The organism is Acinetobacter pittii (genome assembly GCF_034067285.1).
Taxonomy (GTDB): Bacteria; Pseudomonadota; Gammaproteobacteria; order Pseudomonadales; family Moraxellaceae; genus Acinetobacter; species Acinetobacter pittii_E.
The window spans coordinates 3,584,676-3,606,568 of the sequence record NZ_CP139286.1 but is presented as its reverse complement, the minus strand read 5'-3'; the positions used below and the strand labels follow the sequence as shown (position 1 = coordinate 3,606,568).

Genomic DNA, 21,893 nt, shown 5'->3' with positions numbered 1-21,893 from the left:
ATGAGCAAAAAAATTACAATTAATAACCGTAATATTGGTACAGACTTTCCACCCTATGTAATTGCTGAGCTTTCAGCAAACCATAACGGACGTTTAGAAACAGCCCTAAAAATTATTGAAGAAGCAAAGCGTTGCGGTGCAGATGCGATCAAACTGCAAACATATAGTGCAGATACTATTACGCTTAATAGCCAAAATGAAGAGTTTATGATTCGTGGTGGTTTATGGGATGGTCAATCTTTATATGAACTCTATCAAAAAGCTCAAATGCCATGGGAATGGCATAAACCTCTTTTTGAACATGCTCGTGCTTTAGACATTACCATTTTTAGTTCTCCATTTGACCGGACAGCAGTAGATTTACTTGAAGATCTTAATGCTCCCGCATATAAAATTGCTTCTTTTGAGGCGGTTGACTTACCACTAATTAAATATGTAGCTTCAACTGGTAAACCAATGATTATCTCTACAGGCATGGCAGATAAAGAAGAAATTGGTGAGGCAATTCAAGCTGCTTACGATGGTGGATGTAAAGAGCTTGTGGTTTTACATTGTGTGAGTGGTTATCCTGCTCCTGCAGAAGATTATAATTTGCTCACTATGGTTGATATGGCGAAATCATTTGATGTCCCAATTGGATTGTCTGATCATACTTTAGATAACACAACTGCAATTACTGCTGTGGCATTAGGTGCATGTTTAATTGAAAAACACTTTACTCTTGATCGTAATGGTGGCGGACCAGATGATAGTTTCTCTTTAGAACCAAAAGAGTTGCAACACTTATGTCAATCTGCAAAAACCGCATGGCAAGCTCTTGGTGGTGTTGACTATGGAAGAAAGTCTAGTGAACAAGGTAATGCTCAATTTAGACGTTCGCTTTACTTTGTAAAAGACTTAAAAGCGGGTGATGTGATTGATGAGTCTAGCATCCGTAGTGTCCGTCCTGGCTATGGACTACCACCTAAATTTTATGATGAAATTTTAGGTAAAAAAGTAATACAGGATGTAAGTGTAAATATGCCAGTAAAGTTAGAAACTATTAGCAAATGATTCTTAGCTGGAAACTAGCACCATTAATAAACTTGTCTATTCGAGCATTGACACTCTTAGGCAAGTTTATTTTACTTTTTTATATGGCAAAATTTCTTAGTGCTGAAGAGGTCGGCATCTATGGCCTAATTGTCGTATTAGTGAGCTACTCTCTATATGCAGTAGGTTTTGACTTTTATACATTTTCTACACGAGAGCTTGTATTAAAAGAAAAAAAAGAATGGGGTAGCTTTTTAAAAAGCCAAAGTTTTTTAATATTCTTTGCTTATATTACTATCTTACCACTTATCCTTTTTCTTGTCAGTTATTCTATACCGCTTAAGTGGTTATATTTTTTAGTTTTTTTAATTGTTTTTGAACATTTAAATCAAGAGTTAATGCGACTTTTGATTATTGATAAAAAAGTAGTGTTAGCCAATAATTTACTTTTTATTAGAAGTGGACTTTGGTGTTACTCTATTATAGCCTGCATGTTTTTTTCACTAGTGCCAAAAAGATTAGACAGTATTTTATATGCATGGATAAGTTTTGATGTAATAGCATTTTTCTTATCATGGGTTTTGCTTAGAAAAGGCCTAATATTCGAGAAAGGACTACAAATAAAAAAAGACTGGCTGAAAAGAGGCTTAAAAATTTGTTTACCTTTATTATTTTCTACCTTAATTCTGAGAGCCATTACAACTATAGACCGTATATGGTTAGAACATCTTGAGGGACTTGAAGTTATTGCTGCCTATTCTCTATTTATTGGATTAACAAATGCATTAATTAGTTTTCTAGAAACAGGCGTTTTTTCTTTTATTTATCCACAGATGATTCAAGAAAAAAATAATCCAAGAGAATTCAGAAAATTAATTAAAAAAATGTTCTTTCAGTCATTAGGACTTAGTTTAGCTATATCGTTAGTGCTGGTTGCTTGCTTTCCCTATTTTTTACATTGGATAGGAAAAGATATTTACTATGCATATAAACATATTTTCTACGTTGTATTGTTTGCTAATATAATCTATTGCATTAGCATGGTTCCGCATTATATTTTGTATGCAAAACATAAAGATAAGAAAATTGTTGTATCACATATCCTAGGACTAGGAATATTTGCCTTAAGTACTCTCGCTTTTATAGCATGGGGAGTTTCTGTTGCTGTGGCCTACGGCCTATGTTGTGCTTTTATTTCAATATTGATAATAAAAGTAATTTTCTCACTCGAAAAAGATCAGGTCTGATAAGCGATGAATTTTTTAATACTGATAAATTCTGCTCCAAATTATAAATATTTCTACTATGCATTAGCTAAAGAAATAGAAAGTCGTGGGCACAATATTTATTTTGCTATAGATTCACACCGCTCTAAATATCTTGAGCCTTTACCTGAACTAGATAATAGTGAAAATAGCTTCTTTTTTGATAGCTATCTAGAGAAAAATTTTAATAAAAATCTAGTAGTTACAAATACTGCAAATCAAGGGTATTGGGGAGATTACTTTTACTCAGATTATGATAGGTTTTTAACACATGATTTTAATCTAAATAAAGATAAAAACTATTGGCTCAATGTTAAAATAAACTTGGATAGCTTTTTTGATAAAATTATAAAAGATAAAAGAATAGATTTTGTTTTATATGAAAATATTTCAAATAGTTTTGCCTATACTGCTTACATACAATGTAAGAAAAATGGAAAAAAATACATTGGATTAATAGGGTCACGTTTACCTAATCATTTTGAGATACATAATTCAATTATAGATGAGGAGCTTGAAAAGTTAGAAAAACTTTCTAAGAAACCAGCAACTAATCAAGAAATTGAATGGTTTGAAAGCTATAAAAAAAGTATTGTAGATATTCAACCAGACTATATGATGCAGAATGGATTAGATAATATTGCAATTTCTCGTATCGTGAAGTTAAATAAAGTATTTAAAGCCTTTCGTCTATTTACGATTGGATTTAAATATAAATATTATTATGATTATCAATTTGGTAACCCTTTTGCTGTTCCATTTAAAGCACTTCGAGTAAATATTAAAAGATATTTAAATACAAAAAAATCACAAAAATTCTATATAGATAATAATGAGTTGGACCTATGTGCAGCTAAAGAAAGTTTTTTTGTTTATCCAATTCATTTTCATCCGGAGTCTTCAACTTCTGTTTTAGCCCCTGAATATACTAATGAATATAGTAATATTATTAATATTTCAAATAATTTACCATTTGGTACATATCTCTATGTAAAAGATCATAGAAGTGCAAAAGGAGTCCAAAATTATGAATTTTATAAAAAGGTGAGTGCATTACCGAATGTTCGTTTAGTTAATTTTGATGTAAATATTAAAAAATTAATTTTAAAGTCGGAAGGGGTGATTACAGTTAATAGTACGGCAGGTTATGAAGCCTTACTTTTAGGAAAACCAGTTTATATGTTAGGAAGAGTGTTCTATGAAAACTTTCCAAATGTTTATCGTATAAATTTTAAAGATATAAGAAATATAACTCCTAAAGAAATTTTACCTGTTAAAAATAGTTTTATTTCATATTATAGGTATTGTAAAAAAGGAAAAGTAAATATATTCGATTTATCACAACCCTCTTTAAGTAGAATTGCTACTAGTATTTTAGATTCTATTGAAAATAATACTGAGGTGAGTGATGTATAGACAAAATATGCTATCGGCAATTTTTCTTTTTTTATGTATGTATATATACATAGCTTCTTTTTCTTTTAGTGGTTTAATTACTAATGATTTATTTTATTTTTGTTTAAATGTAGCTAGGGTTTCAATTGTAGGAATCTTGTTGTTATGCGTTTTTATTAGTAATGGTATACATAAAAATACAATAATATTCTTTATATTAGCAGCTATTTTTTTAAGCTTGTTTGATAGTTTTTTTACAGCAATATCTTATCTCATTATTGTTTCATTAATTTTTTATACTTATTTATTAACTTTTTATAAAGAAGATAAGGTGAAAATTTTAGTATGGGTAAACAGAATATCAATTCTTGGTTTTTTATCAATTCTACTTTTATATAATTTAGGAGTCATGCCAAATACTATTTATGATGCAAATGGAGATTATGCTGCTGGTATACGGCAATCATTAGGTTTTTCTAATCCAAATCCTGGCTCATTATTTATATTACAGAGTGTTTTTATTTCATTTCTGTTAAAAGATAGAGTGGCATTAATATTTTCATTATTTTTATTTTTGTCTTCAAGTTTTTATTTTGTATCTAAAACTTCTATTTTTTTAGGTATTTTATTTTTTCTATTAATAATTTTTATGAAAAATAATTTTTTTAATAAAATAATTAGTATTTCTTTCTTTACTTCCCTATTGCTATTTCCATTTGTAATTATTGTTTTTATCTCTAAAGGTATATGGACATTTAAAGGGATTAATTTAGATTTATTATTTACTACAAGGCTATCCGAAATCCGTCGTTTGTATATGGAGTATGGGGGAGTAGGTTTTTTCCCCCGTTCAATGGATTTCTTTGTCGACTCTGCTTTAAGTAATATTTTGATTAAAGGAGGCTGGTTCTTATATATATTATTTTTAATTTGGGTTCTTATTTTTATAAGAAAGGAGAAAGATTATAAAATAAAAACAACGTTTATAATTTTTGTATGTTTCTGCTTCTCTGAGAATATTTTTAATGGAAATTTACTATTATCTATTTTTTTATTTATGAATTTTTACAATCTTTTGTCTAAAAGTTATAGTTTGAAGAATCCTGGGTGAATGTATGGGAAAAATAGCTATTTTAATTATGGCTCATAAACCTATAAAATATTTTGAAGGTTTAGCAAGAGATAATCAGCAAATTGATTTTTTTGTCCATATGGATATAAAGACTAATTTTGTTAATCCTGAAATTAAAAATTTATATTTTTTAAAAGATGATTTAAGAGTAGATGTTAAGTGGGGAGGATTTTCGCAAGTACAAGCTACTCTCAATTTACTTTCTTTTGTATTCCATAATTCAGATTCTGAATTTTTTCATGTAGTAAGTGGTGAAGACGTTATTCTATCAACAAATAAAAATTTATCTGAAACTTTAACTTGGAGTAATTCTAATATTTTTATGGAACTTACGAACTCTCCTCGGCATAGATATCGTGTAAGATTTTTTGCTCCGCATGTTGAGACTAGATGGCAACGTAAGCTAGTAGGTAAACTATTTACTTTTTCTTTGAAGATATTAGATAAAATTTTTATTACCAAAAAAGATTTCTGGTTTGGAAGTAATTGGTTTTCAATTCGTAGAGAAGAATTGAAAATTATTTTAAATTCAATTACAGATAGAGATATTTCATTATTTAAGTATAGATTAAATCCTGATGAGCATTTCTTCCAATATATAGTTGTAAAAGCTGGTCTCAGAGATAATATTAGTTTGAAGGGTAACAATAGATATATTATTTTTGATAAGAGATATAATAATGGAAATAATCCTATTTACTTAAATGCTGATCAGTTGTTAAAGCTCAAAAATACACATTCCCCTTTTTTTGCTAGGAAAGTGGATATTGATAATCAGTTAAAATATTATGAAAGGGTGAATTTCTAATGTTGCAGTTTTCTGTATTGTTATCTTTATATTTTAAAGAAAAGCCCGAATACCTAGAAAAATGCTTTGCAAGCATTTGGGATAATCAGAGCTTAAAACCTAGTGAAATTGTATTAGTTTTAGATGGTCCAATTGGGGATGAGCTTGATGCATATGTACAAAAGTGGCAGTTAAAAATTGGTGGTTGCTTAAAAGTAGTTGGGCTACCTCAAAATGTTGGGCTTGGAAAAGCATTAAATGAAGGTTTGAAACAATGCAGTTATGAATGGGTTTTTCGTATGGATACGGATGATATTTGTACTCCAGATCGTTTTGAAAAACAGGTTGCTTTTATAAAACTGAATCCTGAGGTTGTTTTATTTAGTGGGCAAGTGATGGAGTTTGATCAGGATATTTCTGATGCAAATGTTCTTAAATCTGTGCCAGTAACACATGTGGAAATTAAAGAATTTGCACAAAAGCGTTGCCCATTTAATCATATGACCGTAGCTTATAAGCGAGACATAATTTTAGGATTGGGTGGTTATCAGCACCATTTATTCATGGAAGATTATAATTTATGGCTACGGGTGATTGGGAACAATTACAAAGTGGCAAACTTGGCTGATGTTTTGCTATATGCTCGTGTTGGTAATGGCATGCATGCACGTCGTAAAGGTTTCCAATATATTAAAAGTGAAAAACAGTTACTAGATTTAAAAAAACAACTAAAGTTACAAAATCCTCTATATGCTAACATGCTGTTTCTGGTACGGTCTGCGTTTAGACTGTTACCAGCAAATTTATTGGGTAAAATTTATAATACCTTTCTCCGTAAAGATATTAAAAAATGAGTGAATGAAAATATGAAGCGTTTAGTAGACATAGTCATTTCTTTAATAGCTTTAACTGTTCTGTCGCCAATATTTCTGATCGTTGCTTATAAGGTTCGTAAAAATTTAGGTTCACCCATATTCTTTTACCAAGAACGACCTGGAAAGGACGGAAAATTATTTAAAATGATTAAGTTCCGTTCTATGAAGGATGCTTTTGATGCAGAAGGAAACCCATTACCAGATGAGGCTCGTATAACTCCATTTGGTCAAAAATTGCGCTCTACGAGCCTAGATGAAATGCCGCAATTGATTAATGTGCTTAAAGGTGACATGAGCGTAGTTGGACCTCGTCCAATGCTTAAAGACTTTGTTGCATTATATTCACCAGAGCAGGCACGCCGTTTAGAAGTGCGTCCAGGAATGACAGGCCTTGCTCAGGTAAGTGGCCGTAATGAACTAGATTATGAAGAACGATTTAAGTGTGATGTATGGTATGTCGACAATCACAATGTTTGGGTTGACTTTAAAATTATGTTTAAAACTGTCAAGGTAATGACAAAACGTGAAGGCATTAACGCGCCAGGACATGTTGGACCATCTTTATTTAAGGGTAATGATGCTCCAGAAAATGTGGATTCTTCTGTAAAGTAAATTTTATATCTTGAAATCTTTATTATGATCAAAAAAGCAGTTTTACCAGTAGCCGGATTAGGCACGCGTTTTTTACCAGCAAGCAAGTCAATTCCGAAGGAAATGGTAACCGTTGTTGACCGCCCAGCCATTGAGTATGTGGTACGTGAGGCGGTTGAAGCGGGAATTGAGCAAATTATTTTGGTGACTCATTCTTCAAAAGCATCGATTGAAAATTATTTTGATCGAAACTTTGAACTAGAAACTACGTTAGAGCAAAAAAAGAAGTTTGATTTGCTTGCAGAAATTACCCAAATTGTTCCGCCTCATGTGAGTGTTGTAAGTGTCAGACAACCTCAGCCTTTAGGTTTAGGACATGCGGTTTTATGTGCAAAGAGTATTGTTGGTCAAGATGATTTTGCAGTGTTATTACCAGATGTGTTGGTAAAAGATGACTCAGGCCGAAATGATTTAACCCGTATGATTGCACGTTATGATGCCGTGCAAGCCGCACAAATTATGGTAGAAGCTGTACCTGATAACCTTGTTGATCAATATGGGATTGTAGATGTAGACCATAGTCCTAATGAAGGTGAAAGCGTTGCTATGCAAGGTATTGTCGAAAAACCTGCGGTTGGTTCTGCACCTTCAAATCTTTCTGTAGTTGGTCGCTATATATTACCCGCAAAAATTATGCACCTTTTAGAAAATACGCCAAAAGGTGCGGGTAATGAAATTCAGTTAACAGATGCGATTGCGATGTTACAAGAAACAGATACTGTTGAAGCCTATCGTATGCAGGGCCAAACTTTTGACTGCGGTAGTAAGGTGGGTTATTTAAAAGCTGTATTACATTATGGAATTCAACATCCTAAATTAGGGTCAGAATTTAAACAGTTAATTCAAGAGCTTAAGTTGTAGTATTGTGTAGTTCTACTTAAGTATTTGTAAAAACTGCTGAATATAATAAACAATCAATATATTCTCTTCCCTTAACGGGAAGAGATGTCTATAGAATATTAAAAAATCAGGTGTGCAATGAAAATCGCAGTGTTTGGAACCACCTTACACGCTGGTGTAATGGCAGCATTACTGGCTGAATATGGCAATCAGATTTATTGGTGCACAAGTGTCACCTGCGAAGAAAATATTTCTGTACTTTCCTATCAAGATCAAGAAGTTAATAATTATTTAAATAAGCAAAGAAGATCGGGTTTTCTACAAGAAAGTCCTTTTTCTGCTATTCCTCTTGATGTTGAGGTTTATTTATTCTGTTTTAGTCCTACACAAATTCAGCTTGCTTTAAATACGGTTGAGAAGTTAAGTCAACGTCCTATTGTTCATCCTAGATTAATGGTAAATGGTTCTACATTTGGCTTACATGGAACTGATCAGTTAAAACAATATTTACCAAAAGACGAGTGGGTCTATTTTCCTGATGTAATTCAAGAAGGAAATGCTATTAACAGCATATTGAATGTAAAGCATGTCATTGTTGGTGTTGAATCCAATCATGCACGGGATACAATGCAAGAGCTGTTACGCCCATTTTTCCGCTTTAGTTATCAATACTTATTTATGCCGATCTTGGACGCTGAGTTTACCAAACTTAGTATTTCTGGCATGTTGGCGACCCGCATTAGTTATATGAATGACTTAGCTATGGTGGCGGAGAAACTCGGTATTGATATTGCTAATGTGAAGCATGGTATTGCGGCTGATACACGTATTGGTGCGGCTTACTTGTCTGCTGGAGTCGGTTTTGGTGGTGAAAACTTTTCGCATGATATTTTAACACTTTCAAGTACTGTTTCTGAAACTGGGGCGAAAAGTCGACTGTTAGAGCAGGTATGGGCGATTAACGAACAACAAAAAGAAATTTTATTCCGTAAGCTGTGGAATTATTATCATTGTAATTTGAATGGTAAAACCGTGGCTATTTGGGGTGCATCCTTCAAAGAAAATACCTCAAGCATACATAACTCGCCAATTCATATTTTATTAGCTGCATTGTGGGCGCAAGGTGTAACAGTACGTTTGCATGATCCTCAAGCATTAGATGAAATTGCCGCTACATATGGTGACCGTAAGGATTTAGTACTGTGTACTGATCAATATGAGGCTGCTCGAGGCGCACATGCCTTATGTTTGGTTACCGCATGGAAACAGTACTGGAGTCCTGACTTTAAGCAGTTACAACAATTGATGCAACATCCTTTAATTTTGGATGGGCGTAATATTTATGACCCAGCATATGTAAAGGCTAAGGGCTTTGCTTATGAAGGAGTAGGTCGTTTATGAGTAAATCTATCGAGAAATTTCCTAAAGAGTTGGTTTCACCTTTACTAAAATTACAGTTAATGGGTGAGAAGAATTCAAAGTTACACATAAAAGAATTGTTCGCTTCAGAACCAGATCGCTTTCAACAATATTCTATAAAATTTGATCCATTAGTTTTTGATTATAGTAAGCATCGTGTTACTAAAGACATTTTGGAACAATTGACTGCTCTTGCGAAAACTAAACAATTAAATCAATGGATAGAGCGTCTTTTTTCACAAGATAAAGTAAATTGTACGGAGCAACGTGCAGCAATGCATTGGGCACTACGCTTGCCAGTTGACTATTCGAGGTTTCCAGAGTTAACGGCTCAAGTCCATAGCCAGTTACAACGTATGTATGCCTTAGTGGAAAAGATTCATGCTGGTCAATATCGCGGTGCAACCGGTGAAGTGATTCAAGATGTTGTGAACATTGGTGTGGGTGGTTCTGATTTAGGGCCACAAATGGTCACCCATGCGTTGTCAGATTTTAAAGTGAAAACGGCTAAACCTTTAAATGTTCACTTTGTATCGACTATGGATGGTAGTCAGTTGTCGGAGTTGCTCCACCAACTTCGTCCAGAAACAACACTATTTATTATTTCTTCAAAATCTTTTGGAACGATTGATACTTTATCAAATGCCCAAACGGTACGACAGTGGCTTGAAAAAACTTTGGGAACACATGCCCGGGTTCTAAAAAGTCATTTTGTTGGAGTATCAACAAAAGCAGATAAAATGACTGAATGGGGAATTGCCCCAGAAAATCAATTACTGCTTTGGGACTGGGTAGGTGGCCGTTACTCATTGTGGTCATGCATTGGTTTACCTATTGCGTTGAGTATCGGGGTTGAAGGTTTTCAGCAACTCTTAGCTGGTGCTCATGCAGTAGATGAACATTTTCAAAATACAAGTTATGAGCAAAATATTCCTGTTTTAATGGGATTATTAGGCGTTTGGAACAATAATTTTTTAAATATTCAAACTCATGCCGTATTGCCTTATGATGGTCGATTAAAGTATTTCGCTGCTTATTTACAGCAGCTTGAAATGGAATCTAATGGTAAATCGGTACAACGTGACGGTCAAAAAGTCGAACTCGATACATGCCCAATTGTATGGGGTGAAGTTGGACCAAATGCTCAACATGCCTTCTATCAATTATTACACCAAGGAACTCAAGCAGTAAGCTGTGATTTTATTGCGCCAGTCCAACGCTATAACGCTGACCATTTTACCTATGTTGAAAATGCAGAGGCTTTAGTCGAGCAGCATCATCTTGCATTATCGAATTGTTTGGCCCAATCAAGATTATTGGCCTTTGGTAATGACGCTTTAGACTCAACTGAATTAGAAAAACTGCCGATTTACAAGCAATATGAAGGTAACCAACCGAGTTCAACCCTGTTATTGAAAGAGTTGAATCCATATAGTTTGGGAATGTTAATTGCTTTATATGAGCATAAAGTTTTTGTGCAGTCTGTAATTTGGAATATTAACCCGTTTGATCAATGGGGTGTCGAAAAAGGCAAGCAGATTGCTGATCAGCTATTACCTATTTTAAATGGGGTTCAAAATGATCTTTCATCATTAGATGCCTCAACACGTGGATTAATTAAAATATTATTAGGAAAAGTAGATGGCTAAAATCCTAGTTACTGGTGGTGCTGGTTATATTGGTTCACATACCTGTGTAGAGCTTTTACAGGCTGGTCATGAAGTGATTGTTTTTGACAATCTTTCAAACAGTTCTGAAGAGTCTTTAACGAGAGTCCAAGATATCACACAAAAGAGTTTAGTTTTTGTTCAGGGTGATATTCGTAATGCAAATGAACTTGATCGCGTGTTTCAAGATCATTCAATTGATGCTGTAATTCACTTCGCAGGTTTAAAGGCAGTAGGTGAAAGTCAGGAAAAACCGCTGATTTATTTTGATAATAATATTGCTGGTAGTATTCAACTCGTTAAGTCGATGGAAAAAGCAGGTGTCTATACGCTTGTGTTTAGCTCTTCTGCGACAGTATATGACGAGGCCAATATATCTCCATTAAATGAAGATATGCCAACAGGTATGCCAAGTAATAACTATGGCTATACTAAACTGATAGTTGAGCAATTATTGCAAAAGCTATCAGATTCAAATTCTAAATGGTCGATAGCTTTACTACGTTATTTTAACCCAGTTGGTGCACATAAGAGTGGCCGTATTGGTGAAGACCCACAAGGTATTCCAAATAATTTAATGCCTTATGTGACTCAAGTTGCTGTAGGTCGCCGTGAAAAGCTATCTATTTATGGTAACGACTACAATACTGTAGATGGGACTGGGGTACGTGACTATATCCATGTCGTCGATTTGGCGAATGCACATTTATGTGCTCTAAATAATCGATTAGAAGTGTCAGGTTGCCGTGCATGGAATATTGGCACAGGTAATGGTTCATCAGTTTTGCAAGTTAAAAATACATTTGAGCAAGTTAACGGTGTGCCTGTTGCTTTTGAGTTTGCACCACGTCGAGCAGGCGATGTAGCAACATCCTTTGCCGATAACGCTCGCGCAGTTGCTGAGCTAGGTTGGCAGCCGCAATATGGTTTAGAAGATATGCTTAAGGATAGTTGGAATTGGCAGAAGCAAAATTCCAATGGATATGAAACTTAATATATTTTTCGTAGGAATAAAAATATATGACGAATATATTTGTAAAATATATTCGTCATTTTTTATTTAATGGCTTTGAATTATTTGTGGAATCTTTTTTCTATTTGAAGAAATGTAATAGTAGATAATGTATAGACACAGTAGAAGTAGCTAGGTATCAGAATTAGTAAAATATAGATATTTTTGACTTCGAAATAATTAAGAAGGTTAATAAAGAAGTATAAGACTATTCCATGTAGTAAATAGATGCTATAGCTAATTTCTCCCATTACTTGTAATGGTTGAGCACTGAGTAAACCAAATAAGTTATTATCACAAGCCAAACTTATAAATAGAAAACCACAACTAAATATTAGATAAAAATATAAAAAATTATGAGAACTTATAAAAAATGCAGAAATAAACAATAGGATGGATAATAAAGCCGCAAACTTTCCATTAAAAAATGAATATAAAACCTTAGTTTTTTGTTTTTTGATTTCTAGTGCTATATATCCTATATAAAAACACAAAGCTGCACGTGGGTCGATGTAAACTTTACCATAAACTCTTAATATATATCCAATGATAAATATAGTTACTATTGAAGATATAATAAAAAAGTGTCTTAAATATAAGTTTTGAGTTTTTGAAAAAATATAAAATAATATTGGAATTGATATATATAATAAAATTTCTAGTTTAAGAGTCCATTCTACACCATGTGTCATGTCTACTATTCTTAAGCCATCATAAGGACCTAAAAATAAAAACCAACTTAATAATTTTTCTAATATTTGAAAATCAAAATTATATTGTGTTGTGCTTAGTAGATATAATGTACAGAATGATATTGCAAAAAAGTATAAAGGATAGATTCGAGTAAAGCGGTTGTAAAAAAAATTTTTAATATTTAATTTATTTTCCTGTTTTAATAGTAGGCGGTAGAATAGATATCCAGATATCATAAAAAATATAGCAACACCAATCTTTCCTGTATTTAGAGCTTGATTTCCCCATCCTATTAATTCGTAATAATCTTTATCATATTTCCATTTGATTCCTTGGTATAAAGTTAAATCTTTGAATAAATGACTAAACATAACTAGAGAGGCTAAAAGGCCACGTACACCATTAATTGAATTCTGATTTTTTAATATAATTTTATTTTTATTGTAAACTGGGATGGGCAAGGAAAAAAAGAAAAATATAAGAAAAAATGTTAGTAAATAATACTGTATATTTAACATATTGATTGCCATACGTATAAAATGATAACGTATATTAGATTTAGAAATTTAATATACGTTATTAATGGATTGGATCTTATATAGGAAGAGAGTTTGCTAAAGAATAAATATATTCATTGCCTTTTTTAACAATTAATTTTTCATCAATTAAGCCTGTATCTTTTAAGGCTTTATATGCTTCTTCCTTAAAAATAACTTGACCAGTTCGACTCATACCTGGGCCACATGGAGATTTTCCTGAAATAATATTCGCTTTATTTCGATCGATATATTCCATTACGAGAACAGTACGGGGAGCAGCAGGTTCTTCATACAAGCCCCTATGTAAGCATGAAGTATCAAACATAGCAATATCACCTGCCTTGTAATTAAGTTTAATCTCTCTTTGATTAGATGTAGTATCTCTTTTACCTGCAAATCTAGAAATTTCACTTTTATTTTGTTTGTAGGGTTTGTTGTAACTATTTGGTATTACTACGGTAGGTGTATTCCCATTACCTTCAAAACAAACATAGATTTTTATACGATGACCGACATTATCATCATGCCAAGAGTTTGAAAGACTCCATTCTTTGCATTTTGATGGGTCATACCAAAATAAATAAATATCATCTAAACGGATGTCTTTTCCTAAAAAATTGGTTAATTTCTCTTTAAAGTCTTGGGTTATTTTTGCTGCTAGTTCCCCAACATCATTTTCTATCGTATTTTTACGATGCATTCCTTGAATATTAAATTGAGATGGTGTTGGGATTTTAAAAGGAGTAAAGTAGTTAGGGAAAAAATCTGCACCTTGCCATTTTGAATGATCAACTGCTTCATCAAAGCGGCGAATAGTACTTGTAATTTGTTGTTTTCGAATCCAATTAAGAATCGAACCTATAAATTTTCTTAAATTTGGCATATTTCTACCTACTTAATAAGTGCTATTAATTTCATTCATCATTTTATGAAACTTAAGAAATGTGGGTGTATTCATAAAAAAATGTGCAGAAGTTTGTGAACCATGGATACTGATATGGCCACCATCAACAGAATATGGAATACTGTTACTATCTATATGGCCTTTTGCATAAAGGTCATCTCGTGATAAATAAAGAATATTACTAAATTCTTTCGTGAAATCCTGTAATTTGTGATTAGCTGTATTTGCATCCATATCAGTATTTTGATTGAGGGTTAATGGCATTTGGAACTGAGTATCTAACCATACTGAGCGTTTATAAATATTGCCTATATTTTGTCCAAAATAATATGGTGAGGCCATAATAATTAGCGGTATATCAGCTCGGTTGATTAATTTAATTAAGTATTGCAATTCATCAACTTGTTTAGGGTCACTATAAATAGTTGCCCATCTTCCTGCTAAAATTATGGCATCATACTTCTTGAAATTTTCTTTTAAAAACTTTCTATTAATTAGGCATTGTTGATATGCACGTGAACTTTTAGGACCTGTAAACCCTGTATCTAGACTAGGGTAGCACCAGTTTGTGGTAATTGAATTAATATTGAGGTCTTCTTTTTTTCCAATAATATCCCAAAAAGGAATATTATGACCCGCATAAGAATCTCCAAATAATAATACTGATTTAGCAGTTTTTTTAGTTGAACCAATATGGCATTGGAGCCCTTGTGGTCCGACTGCTAAGGAGTCAATATTATCAACACTGTAGAAGCACCAACCTGATTCAGGGAAAGGATATTTTATAAGAGCTGTTTTTTCAATATATTGTTTAGATGCTCTATCAGGAAATCCTTCTTTTTTATATATGTAAATATAAACTATACTTAAACAAAGAATGGTAAAAATTAATATTGAGTATGATTTTAATATAGATAGTTTTGAAAGTTTTTTACGAGTGGTTTTTTCAATTAAGTGATAACTAAGCCATCCTAAAAAAACAGATAAAATAATGGCAATAGTAGTACTTAAAGGAGAATGAATAGATAAATAGCTTAGGAAAAAAACTATTGGCCAATGCCATAGATATATAGAGTATGAGGAGTTTCCAAAGAATTGGAATAATTTCGGTTTTGTTAATAAAGAGTTTTGATTATTTGATATAATAATTAACATTGTACCAATAACAGGAAGAGTAGCATTTATACTCGGCCATGGTGAAGTTGATTTAAATAGAATTAAACTAACAATAATAAAAGAAAATCCTAAAAATTCTAAAATATATTTATTAGTCTGTGATAAATTTATTTTTGAACAGTATAAATATACTAATCCTCCAGCGAGCATTTCCCAAGCTCTTGTTGGAATCATATAGAAAGAAAACATTTGGTTTTTTTGAGTTATTATATATGATAATATAAGTGACAGAATAAAACTGCCAACAATAAGCAAACCGAATATATTTTTACTTTTTGAAATCTTTGAAAAAAATATTAAGATAATTGGTAAAATTATATAAAATTGCCATTCGACAGATAGGGACCAAGTGTGTAATAGTATTTTATTGTGAGTATCTATGGAAAAATAATCACCTGATTCCTTATAATATATAAGATTTGATAAAAAATTTATACTAGAAAATGCATGCTTAACATAATTTTTATACTCTTCAGGAATTAAAATAAACCAACCAATAATCGCAATAATAAAAGTTAAAAATAATAATGCTGGTAAAATTCTGATACCACGAGCTAGATAAAATTTTATTAAAGAAAACTTTTTGCTTTGAATTTGGTCTGTAATAATCTTTGTCATTAAGAAACCTGAAATAACAAAAAATATATCTACACCAATAAAGCCACCAGAAAATCCTAAAATTCCGAAATGGAATAGAACTACTAATATAACAGCATATGCTCTTAGACCATTTATGTCATATCGAAAACTATTGTTCATAAAACTTTTTCATTGCCTTTTTGAATTTTTATATAAACTCATATTTCAGTTCCCTTAGTAAATAAATAGTATAATTTATTAAGGGAACTATAAATATTCCTAAGCTGTTATAATAGAATTAACCTTTAATCAGCCCAGTTAACTCATCTATATAATGTTGCATTGGCTGAGCTTGGCGGTCTGCACGACTTTCAATATTGAGACGTAATAAGGGTTCAGTATTTGAAGCGCGGACGTTAAAACGCCATGCGCCAAAGTCGAGGCTTACACCATCGGTACGATCAATTTGTGGATTTTGATCAGCATAGAAATCGAAAATCTTTTGAATAGTGATCTGTGTATTAGCTACTTTAAAGTTGATTTCACCACTGCAAGGAAACTTGGTAATCATATTTTCAACTAGGGTTGAAAGAGATTGTCCTGTTTCAGAGAGTAGGGCAATGGTGAGTAACCAAGGAATCATGCCGCTATCACAGTAAGCAAAGTCACGGAAATAGTGATGGGCACTCATTTCACCGCCGTATACAGCATTGTGTTCGCGCATAACGTCTTTAATGAATGCATGACCAGATTTTGACTGTACCGCGATACCTTTGTATTCATTGACGATATCAAATGTGTTCCACACTAAACGTGGGTCATGAACAATTTTTTCGCCTGACTGTTTAATCAAGAAAGCTTGAGCCAATAGACCAACAATATAGTAGCCTTCAATGAACTGACCTTTTTCATCGAACAAGAAACAGCGGTCAAAATCGCCATCCCATGCAATTCCCATATCGGCTTTATGTTCAATTACAGCATTTCGGGTACTGTCACGGTTTTCAATTAAAATTGGGTTAGGAATCCCATTTGGAAACGTACCATCTGCTTCATGGTGAATTTTAATAAATTCAACAGGTACGTTAAGCGCTTTAAATTTTTCTTCAATGGCATCAATGACATGACCAGCTGCACCATTACCTGCGTTTACCACCAATTTAAGGGGACGGATTTTTGCAGGTTCAATATAGGTAATTAAATGATCAACGAACTCGGGCAAAATGTTATAACTTTGCGTTGTACCTTTTTGGCTAACTTCTTCAAAGTTATTGGTTTCTGCTAAAGCCTGAATTTCTTTTAGACCTGTATCTGCACTAATTGGACGAGCATTTTCTCGAACCAATTTCATACCGTTATAGTCCATTGGGTTATGACTAGCAGTAACTTCAATACCGCCTTGTACATCTAAATGGAAAGCGGCGAAGTAAACTTCTTCAGTACCCGTCATGCCTAAGTCAAGCACATTGACACCCGCATCATTTAAACCGCGGATGGTCGCTTGTTTTAAATCCTCACTGCTTAGACGAATATCACAACCTACAACAACAGTCTTTGGTTTATAGATTTGTCCGTAAGCGCGGCCAATTTTATAGGCGATTTCTTCATTCAATTCGGTGCCGAGTTTGCCTCGGATATCATAAGCTTTAAAACACGTTAAAGTAGTCATTATTCAATTCAATACATGTGGTTTGAGTTGTGTGCACATTATACATAGATCATGAAACAGGTATGTTTATAGTTTTATATTCAAATTTTTCACCTCATTTCTATAGACTCAATCTAAATTTATAAAAAAGATTTTTACGACTTTAGTCTAATAAAAAAATCCATAAGTTCGAAATAGCTTGATTTTACTTAATAGTATTGGTCATACCAATTATGATAATTATTTAATGGTTGATCTTGCAAATAGCTGTGTTTATGATGCGGTCTGTGGTTTAAGGAATAACATTTGCACTTAAATTTTAATTGGTAATACCAATTGTGCTAAATGTTTAAAGATTTAAGGTACAAAAATTCGCCCCGGCATTTCAAGGAGATGACAATGCTCAATATGTGGCAACAACTTTATGACCCTTTAAATAATATTTGGCTGTCCAGTGCGGTTGCATTAATCCCGATTATTTTCTTCTTTTTAGCATTGGCTGTTTTTCGTTTAAAAGGCAGTATTGCCGGTACAGGCACAGTCATTATTGCATTATTGATTGCGCTCTTTTTCTATCAAATGCCGGGTCAAATGGCCTTTGCATCCATTATTTATGGTTTCTTCTATGGTCTATGGCCAATTTCATGGATCATTATCGGGGCAGTTTTTCTATATAAAATTTCGGTAAAAACAGGACAATTTGACGTTATTCGTTCAAGCATTTTGTCGATTACCGAAGACCAACGTCTGCAAATGTTACTGGTTGGGTTTGCCTTTGGTACTTTCTTAGAAGGGGCTGCTGGCTTTGGTGCTCCAGTTGCGATTACCGCTGCACTCCTTGTTGGTTTAGGCTTTAAACCACTTTACGCTGCTGGTTTATGTTTGATCGTAAATACAGCACCAGTGGCATTCGGTGCAATGGGTATTCCAATTATTGTGGCAGGACAGGTTTCTGGTGTAGACACCATGGAAATTAGCCAGATGGTGGGTCGTCAGTTGCCGTTTTTAACGCTAATCGTGCTGTTCTGGATTATGGCGATTATGGACGGCTGGCGTGGTGTTAAGGAAACTTGGCCTGCGGTAGTTGTCGGTGGTGGTTCGTTTGCGATTGCTCAGTATCTGACATCTAACTTTATTGGTCCTGAGTTACCAGATATTACCGCAGCAATTGCGTCATTGGTGAGCCTGACTTTACTATTCCGCGTTTGGAAACCCAAACATATTTTCCGTTTTGAAGCTGAAGCAGGTCAAAATTTGACTCAGCAACCTACCACGGTTCAACGTTATAGCATTGGCAAAATTGTAAAGGCATGGTCTCCATTTGCCATCTTAACAGTGATGGTCACCATTTGGAGTGTTAAACCATTTAAAGCTTTATTTGCAAAAGATGGTGCTCTTGAGCACTGGATTTTTAAACTTGAAGTGCCGTATTTACATAAATTGGTCGAAAAAATGCCACCGATTGTGGCAGAGATGAAGCCATACGAAGCGATTTATAAGTTTGACTGGTTCTCTGCAACAGGTACGGCAATTTTTATTGCTGCAATCATCACTGCTATTTTCTTGAAAATGAAAGCAAGTGAGGCAGTAATGACTTTTGGTGAAACACTCAATGAGCTGAAAACACCGATTTACTCGATTGGTATGGTGTTGGCTTTTGCTTTTATTGCGAACTATTCGGGTTTATCTGCAACTTTAGCTTTGGCTCTATCGCATACGGGTCATGCGTTTACTTTCTTCTCGCCGTTTTTGGGTTGGCTTGGTGTATTCCTTACGGGTTCAGATACATCTTCAAATGCTTTGTTCTCGGCACTACAGGCGACTACGGCTCAGCAAATTGGTATTCCGGAAGTGTTGCTTGTAGCAGCGAATACCAGCGGTGGTGTAACGGGTAAGATGATTTCTCCCCAGTCGATTGCCATTGCTTGTGCAGCGGTAGGGTTAGTTGGAAAAGAATCTGACTTGTTCCGTTTCACGGTAAAACATAGCATCATATTCACTGTCTTTGTTGGCATCATTATTACGGTTCAGGCTTATCTGGTTCCGTGGATGATTCCATAACTCCAGTGAAGGAAACGCGATGAGAATCTCCGATCAAGTGGTCATGAAATTGCAGGCATTAATTGAAGAGCGTCACATGAAAAAAGGTGACCGTTTGCCTGCCGAGCGCCAGCTTGCAACAAGCTTAGGAGTTTCTCGTCCGTCTTTGCGTGAAGCAATTCAGCAGCTCAATAGTCAAGGGGTACTCAGTAGCCGCCGTGGCGATGGAACTTATATTCAGCAGTTACCTGAACAGTGGCCACAGCAACTGATTGTGAACCCAATTAGCAATTTGATTGAAGAAGATCCGCTATACCGTTTTGATGTGCAAGAGGCGCGATTATTACTTGAAGGTGGCACGGCATGGTATGCCGCATTGCGCTCAACGCCTGAAGATCGCGCCAAAATTCATCATTATTTTAATGAAATTAGTCGTCATCAAAATGCGGGTGACTCAGCACAGGCTGCGGTGGCGGATGCTGAGTTTCACTTGGCGATTGCTGAAGCCTCTCACAATATTGTGCTGATTCAAATGATGCGTAGTTTGTTCGATTTGCTGCAATACAACGTCTTGTTAGGGCGTAAGAAAGTTTATAACGACCCCGTAAATGGTGACTTGCTCAGTGAGCAGCATTTTCAGGTGATGGATGCTATTGATCGTAAAGATCCCGAGGCCGCACGCCAAGCTGTCTGCGGTCATATTGAATTTGTGATTAATCATGTGCGTTCTCTGGATGAAGACGAAGCTCGCCAGAAACGTGCAAATCGTTTAAATAGAGTTGATTCAAAATGATTATTTCTTCTGGCAATGATTATCGTGCTGCGGCACAGCGTCGCTTACCTCCATTCTTATTTCATTACATTGATGGTGGAGCGTATTCGGAATATACCTTAAAGCGTAACGTACAAGATTTGTCAGAAATTGCATTGCGTCAACGTGTGCTCAATGACATGTCAGCGTTAAGTTTAGAGACAAAACTGTTTAACGAAACCTTGTCGATGCCGGTTGCGTTGGCACCAGTTGGTTTAACAGGTATGTATGCGCGTCGTGGTGAAGTGCAGGCCGCGATGGCAGCCGATAAAAAGGGCATTCCATTTACGCTTTCAACGGTTTCTGTTTGTCCGATTGAAGAAGTTGCACCTGCAATTAACCGTCCTATGTGGTTCCAGCTTTATGTATTACGTGACCGTGGTTTTATGCGTAATGCTTTGGAGCGTGCAAAAGCGGCTGGCTGTTCAACACTGGTGTTTACTGTAGATATGCCTGTGCCAGGGGCGCGTTACCGTGATGCTCATTCCGGTATGAGTGGACCAAATGCAGCGATGCGCCGTTATATGCAGTCCGTGTTCCATCCGCATTGGTCATGGAATGTGGGCTTAATGGGGCGTCCACATGACTTGGGCAATATCTCTAAATATTTGGGTAAACCCACTGGGCTTGAAGACTACATCGGCTGGTTAGGCTCGAACTTTGATCCATCGATTTCATGGAAAGACCTTGAGTGGATTCGTGAGTTTTGGGATGGTCCAATGGTGATTAAGGGTATTTTAGACCCTGAAGATGCCAAAGATGCTGTACGTTTTGGTGCAGATGGTATTGTGGTGTCAAACCACGGCGGTCGTCAGTTAGATGGCGTGATGTCGTCTGCTCGTGCATTGCCTGCAATTGCAGATGCCGTTAAAGGTGATTTGGCTATTTTGGCTGACTCAGGCATCCGTAATGGCCTAGATGTCGTGCGTATGTTGGCACTCGGCGCTGATACGGTTTTACTTGGCCGTGCGTTTGTTTATGCCTTGGCAGCAGCAGGTGGGCAAGGCGTGTCGAACCTGCTTGATTTGATTGATAAAGAAATGCGTGTTGCGATGACGCTTACGGGTGCTAAGTCGATTAAGGATATTAATGCGGATTGTTTAGTGCAGGCAATGAAGCAAGGTTTTTAAGAAATAATTTTTAAGTGAAGCAGTAAGCATAGCCTCAAAATTTGATGATTTGCTAATGTTTTATGTATAGGCATTTGTCACTTTTGAAAGGTCAAAAGTAACCAAAAACCTTTTGTTGAGCAAACCGCACTTCCTTGTGCGGTTGCTCAACAGGCGGCATCCATGCCGCCCCACGATAGTAAATGTAGGGCTGATTCGAATTAGAGAATGAGCTAATTAAATTATAAATTACAAATAGTAAGCTCCGTCGTGCTGATCTGGTTCTAGCGTGGATTACAGCTAGATCTTATATGGATGA

18 protein-coding genes are annotated in these 21,893 nt (G+C 34.7%); 14 read left to right on the top strand and 4 right to left on the bottom strand.

The window, feature by feature from the left end:
• The 11 genes from pseI (at position 1) to galE (ending at position 12,057) form a co-directional block, all read left to right on the top strand.
• Positions 1-1,053, top strand: coding sequence for a pseudaminic acid synthase (gene pseI, locus SOI81_RS17035; protein WP_320541039.1), 1,053 nt, complete (start codon positions 1-3; stop codon positions 1,051-1,053).
• Entirely contained in the window at positions 1,050-2,279 is a 1,230-nt protein-coding gene (locus tag SOI81_RS17030) for a hypothetical protein (protein WP_320541038.1), read from the top strand. Before pseI ends, SOI81_RS17030 begins: the two co-directional genes overlap by 4 nt.
• 6 nt (positions 2,280-2,285) lie before the next feature.
• Entirely contained in the window at positions 2,286-3,713 is a 1,428-nt protein-coding gene (locus SOI81_RS17025) for a capsular biosynthesis protein (protein ID WP_320541037.1), read from the top strand.
• Positions 3,706-4,803: a hypothetical protein gene (locus SOI81_RS17020; protein ID WP_320541036.1), complete on the top strand. Its 1,098-nt coding sequence runs from the start codon at positions 3,706-3,708 to the stop codon at positions 4,801-4,803. The genes SOI81_RS17025 and SOI81_RS17020 overlap by 8 nt, the downstream gene beginning before the upstream one ends.
• Before the next feature lie 4 nt (positions 4,804-4,807).
• Positions 4,808-5,632: a beta-1,6-N-acetylglucosaminyltransferase gene (locus SOI81_RS17015; protein ID WP_320541035.1), complete on the top strand. Its 825-nt coding sequence runs from the start codon at positions 4,808-4,810 to the stop codon at positions 5,630-5,632.
• A complete protein-coding gene (locus tag SOI81_RS17010; protein ID WP_320541034.1) occupies positions 5,632-6,465 on the top strand; it encodes a glycosyltransferase in 834 nt (277 codons plus the stop codon). Before SOI81_RS17015 ends, SOI81_RS17010 begins: the two co-directional genes overlap by 1 nt.
• Positions 6,466-6,477: 12 nt before the next feature.
• The gene (locus tag SOI81_RS17005) at positions 6,478-7,098 is read left to right on the top strand and encodes a sugar transferase (protein WP_025470407.1); all 621 of its coding nucleotides are present in this window, start codon (positions 6,478-6,480) and stop codon (positions 7,096-7,098) included.
• 24 nt (positions 7,099-7,122) lie between these two features.
• Positions 7,123-7,998 carry a UTP--glucose-1-phosphate uridylyltransferase GalU gene (gene galU / locus SOI81_RS17000; protein ID WP_016142570.1) on the top strand — a complete coding sequence of 292 codons (876 nt, stop codon included), beginning with the start codon at positions 7,123-7,125 and terminating at the stop codon, positions 7,996-7,998.
• A gap of 117 nt (positions 7,999-8,115) precedes the next feature.
• Positions 8,116-9,378 (top strand): nucleotide sugar dehydrogenase, encoded by a 1,263-nt coding sequence (gene udg, locus SOI81_RS16995; protein ID WP_320541033.1) that lies wholly within the window; start codon positions 8,116-8,118, stop codon positions 9,376-9,378.
• Entirely contained in the window at positions 9,375-11,045 is a 1,671-nt protein-coding gene (gene pgi, locus SOI81_RS16990) for a glucose-6-phosphate isomerase (RefSeq protein WP_320541032.1), read from the top strand. The genes udg and pgi overlap by 4 nt, the downstream gene beginning before the upstream one ends.
• Positions 11,038-12,057, top strand: a complete 1,020-nt coding sequence (gene galE / locus SOI81_RS16985) for a UDP-glucose 4-epimerase GalE (RefSeq protein WP_320541031.1) — start codon at positions 11,038-11,040, stop codon at positions 12,055-12,057. The genes pgi and galE overlap by 8 nt, the downstream gene beginning before the upstream one ends.
• 80 nt (positions 12,058-12,137) lie before the next feature.
• On the opposite strand, the gene SOI81_RS16980 is transcribed toward galE, so the two are convergent.
• From SOI81_RS16980 to manB, 4 genes are all read right to left on the bottom strand, one after another.
• Positions 12,138-13,286 carry an acyltransferase gene (locus SOI81_RS16980; protein ID WP_320541030.1) on the bottom strand — a complete coding sequence of 383 codons (1,149 nt, stop codon included), beginning with the start codon at positions 13,284-13,286 and terminating at the stop codon, positions 12,138-12,140.
• Positions 13,287-13,362: 76 nt separating this feature from the next.
• A complete protein-coding gene (locus tag SOI81_RS16975) occupies positions 13,363-14,190 on the bottom strand; it encodes a hypothetical protein (RefSeq protein WP_320541029.1) in 828 nt (275 codons plus the stop codon).
• A 12-nt stretch (positions 14,191-14,202) separates the two neighbouring features.
• Positions 14,203-16,146, bottom strand: coding sequence for an acyltransferase family protein (locus tag SOI81_RS16970; protein ID WP_320541028.1), 1,944 nt, complete (start codon positions 16,144-16,146; stop codon positions 14,203-14,205).
• A gap of 118 nt (positions 16,147-16,264) precedes the next feature.
• Positions 16,265-17,635 carry a phosphomannomutase CpsG gene (gene manB, locus SOI81_RS16965; protein WP_320541027.1) on the bottom strand — a complete coding sequence of 457 codons (1,371 nt, stop codon included), beginning with the start codon at positions 17,633-17,635 and terminating at the stop codon, positions 16,265-16,267.
• Positions 17,636-18,007: 372 nt separating this feature from the next.
• Here manB and lldP point away from each other — a divergent pair, with 372 nt between their 5' ends.
• Genes lldP through lldD form a run of 3 tightly spaced genes read left to right on the top strand, consistent with a single transcriptional unit; the run spans position 18,008 to position 21,595 of the window.
• Positions 18,008-19,675 carry an L-lactate permease gene (gene lldP / locus SOI81_RS16960; protein WP_239976209.1) on the top strand — a complete coding sequence of 556 codons (1,668 nt, stop codon included), beginning with the start codon at positions 18,008-18,010 and terminating at the stop codon, positions 19,673-19,675.
• A 37-nt stretch (positions 19,676-19,712) separates the two neighbouring features.
• On the top strand, positions 19,713-20,447 hold the full coding sequence (lldR, locus tag SOI81_RS16955) for a transcriptional regulator LldR (protein WP_239969037.1): 735 nt from the start codon (positions 19,713-19,715) through the stop codon (positions 20,445-20,447).
• Positions 20,444-21,595, top strand: coding sequence for an FMN-dependent L-lactate dehydrogenase LldD (gene lldD, locus SOI81_RS16950; protein WP_125739422.1), 1,152 nt, complete (start codon positions 20,444-20,446; stop codon positions 21,593-21,595). The genes lldR and lldD overlap by 4 nt, the downstream gene beginning before the upstream one ends.
• Positions 21,596-21,893: the final 298 nt, after the last annotated feature.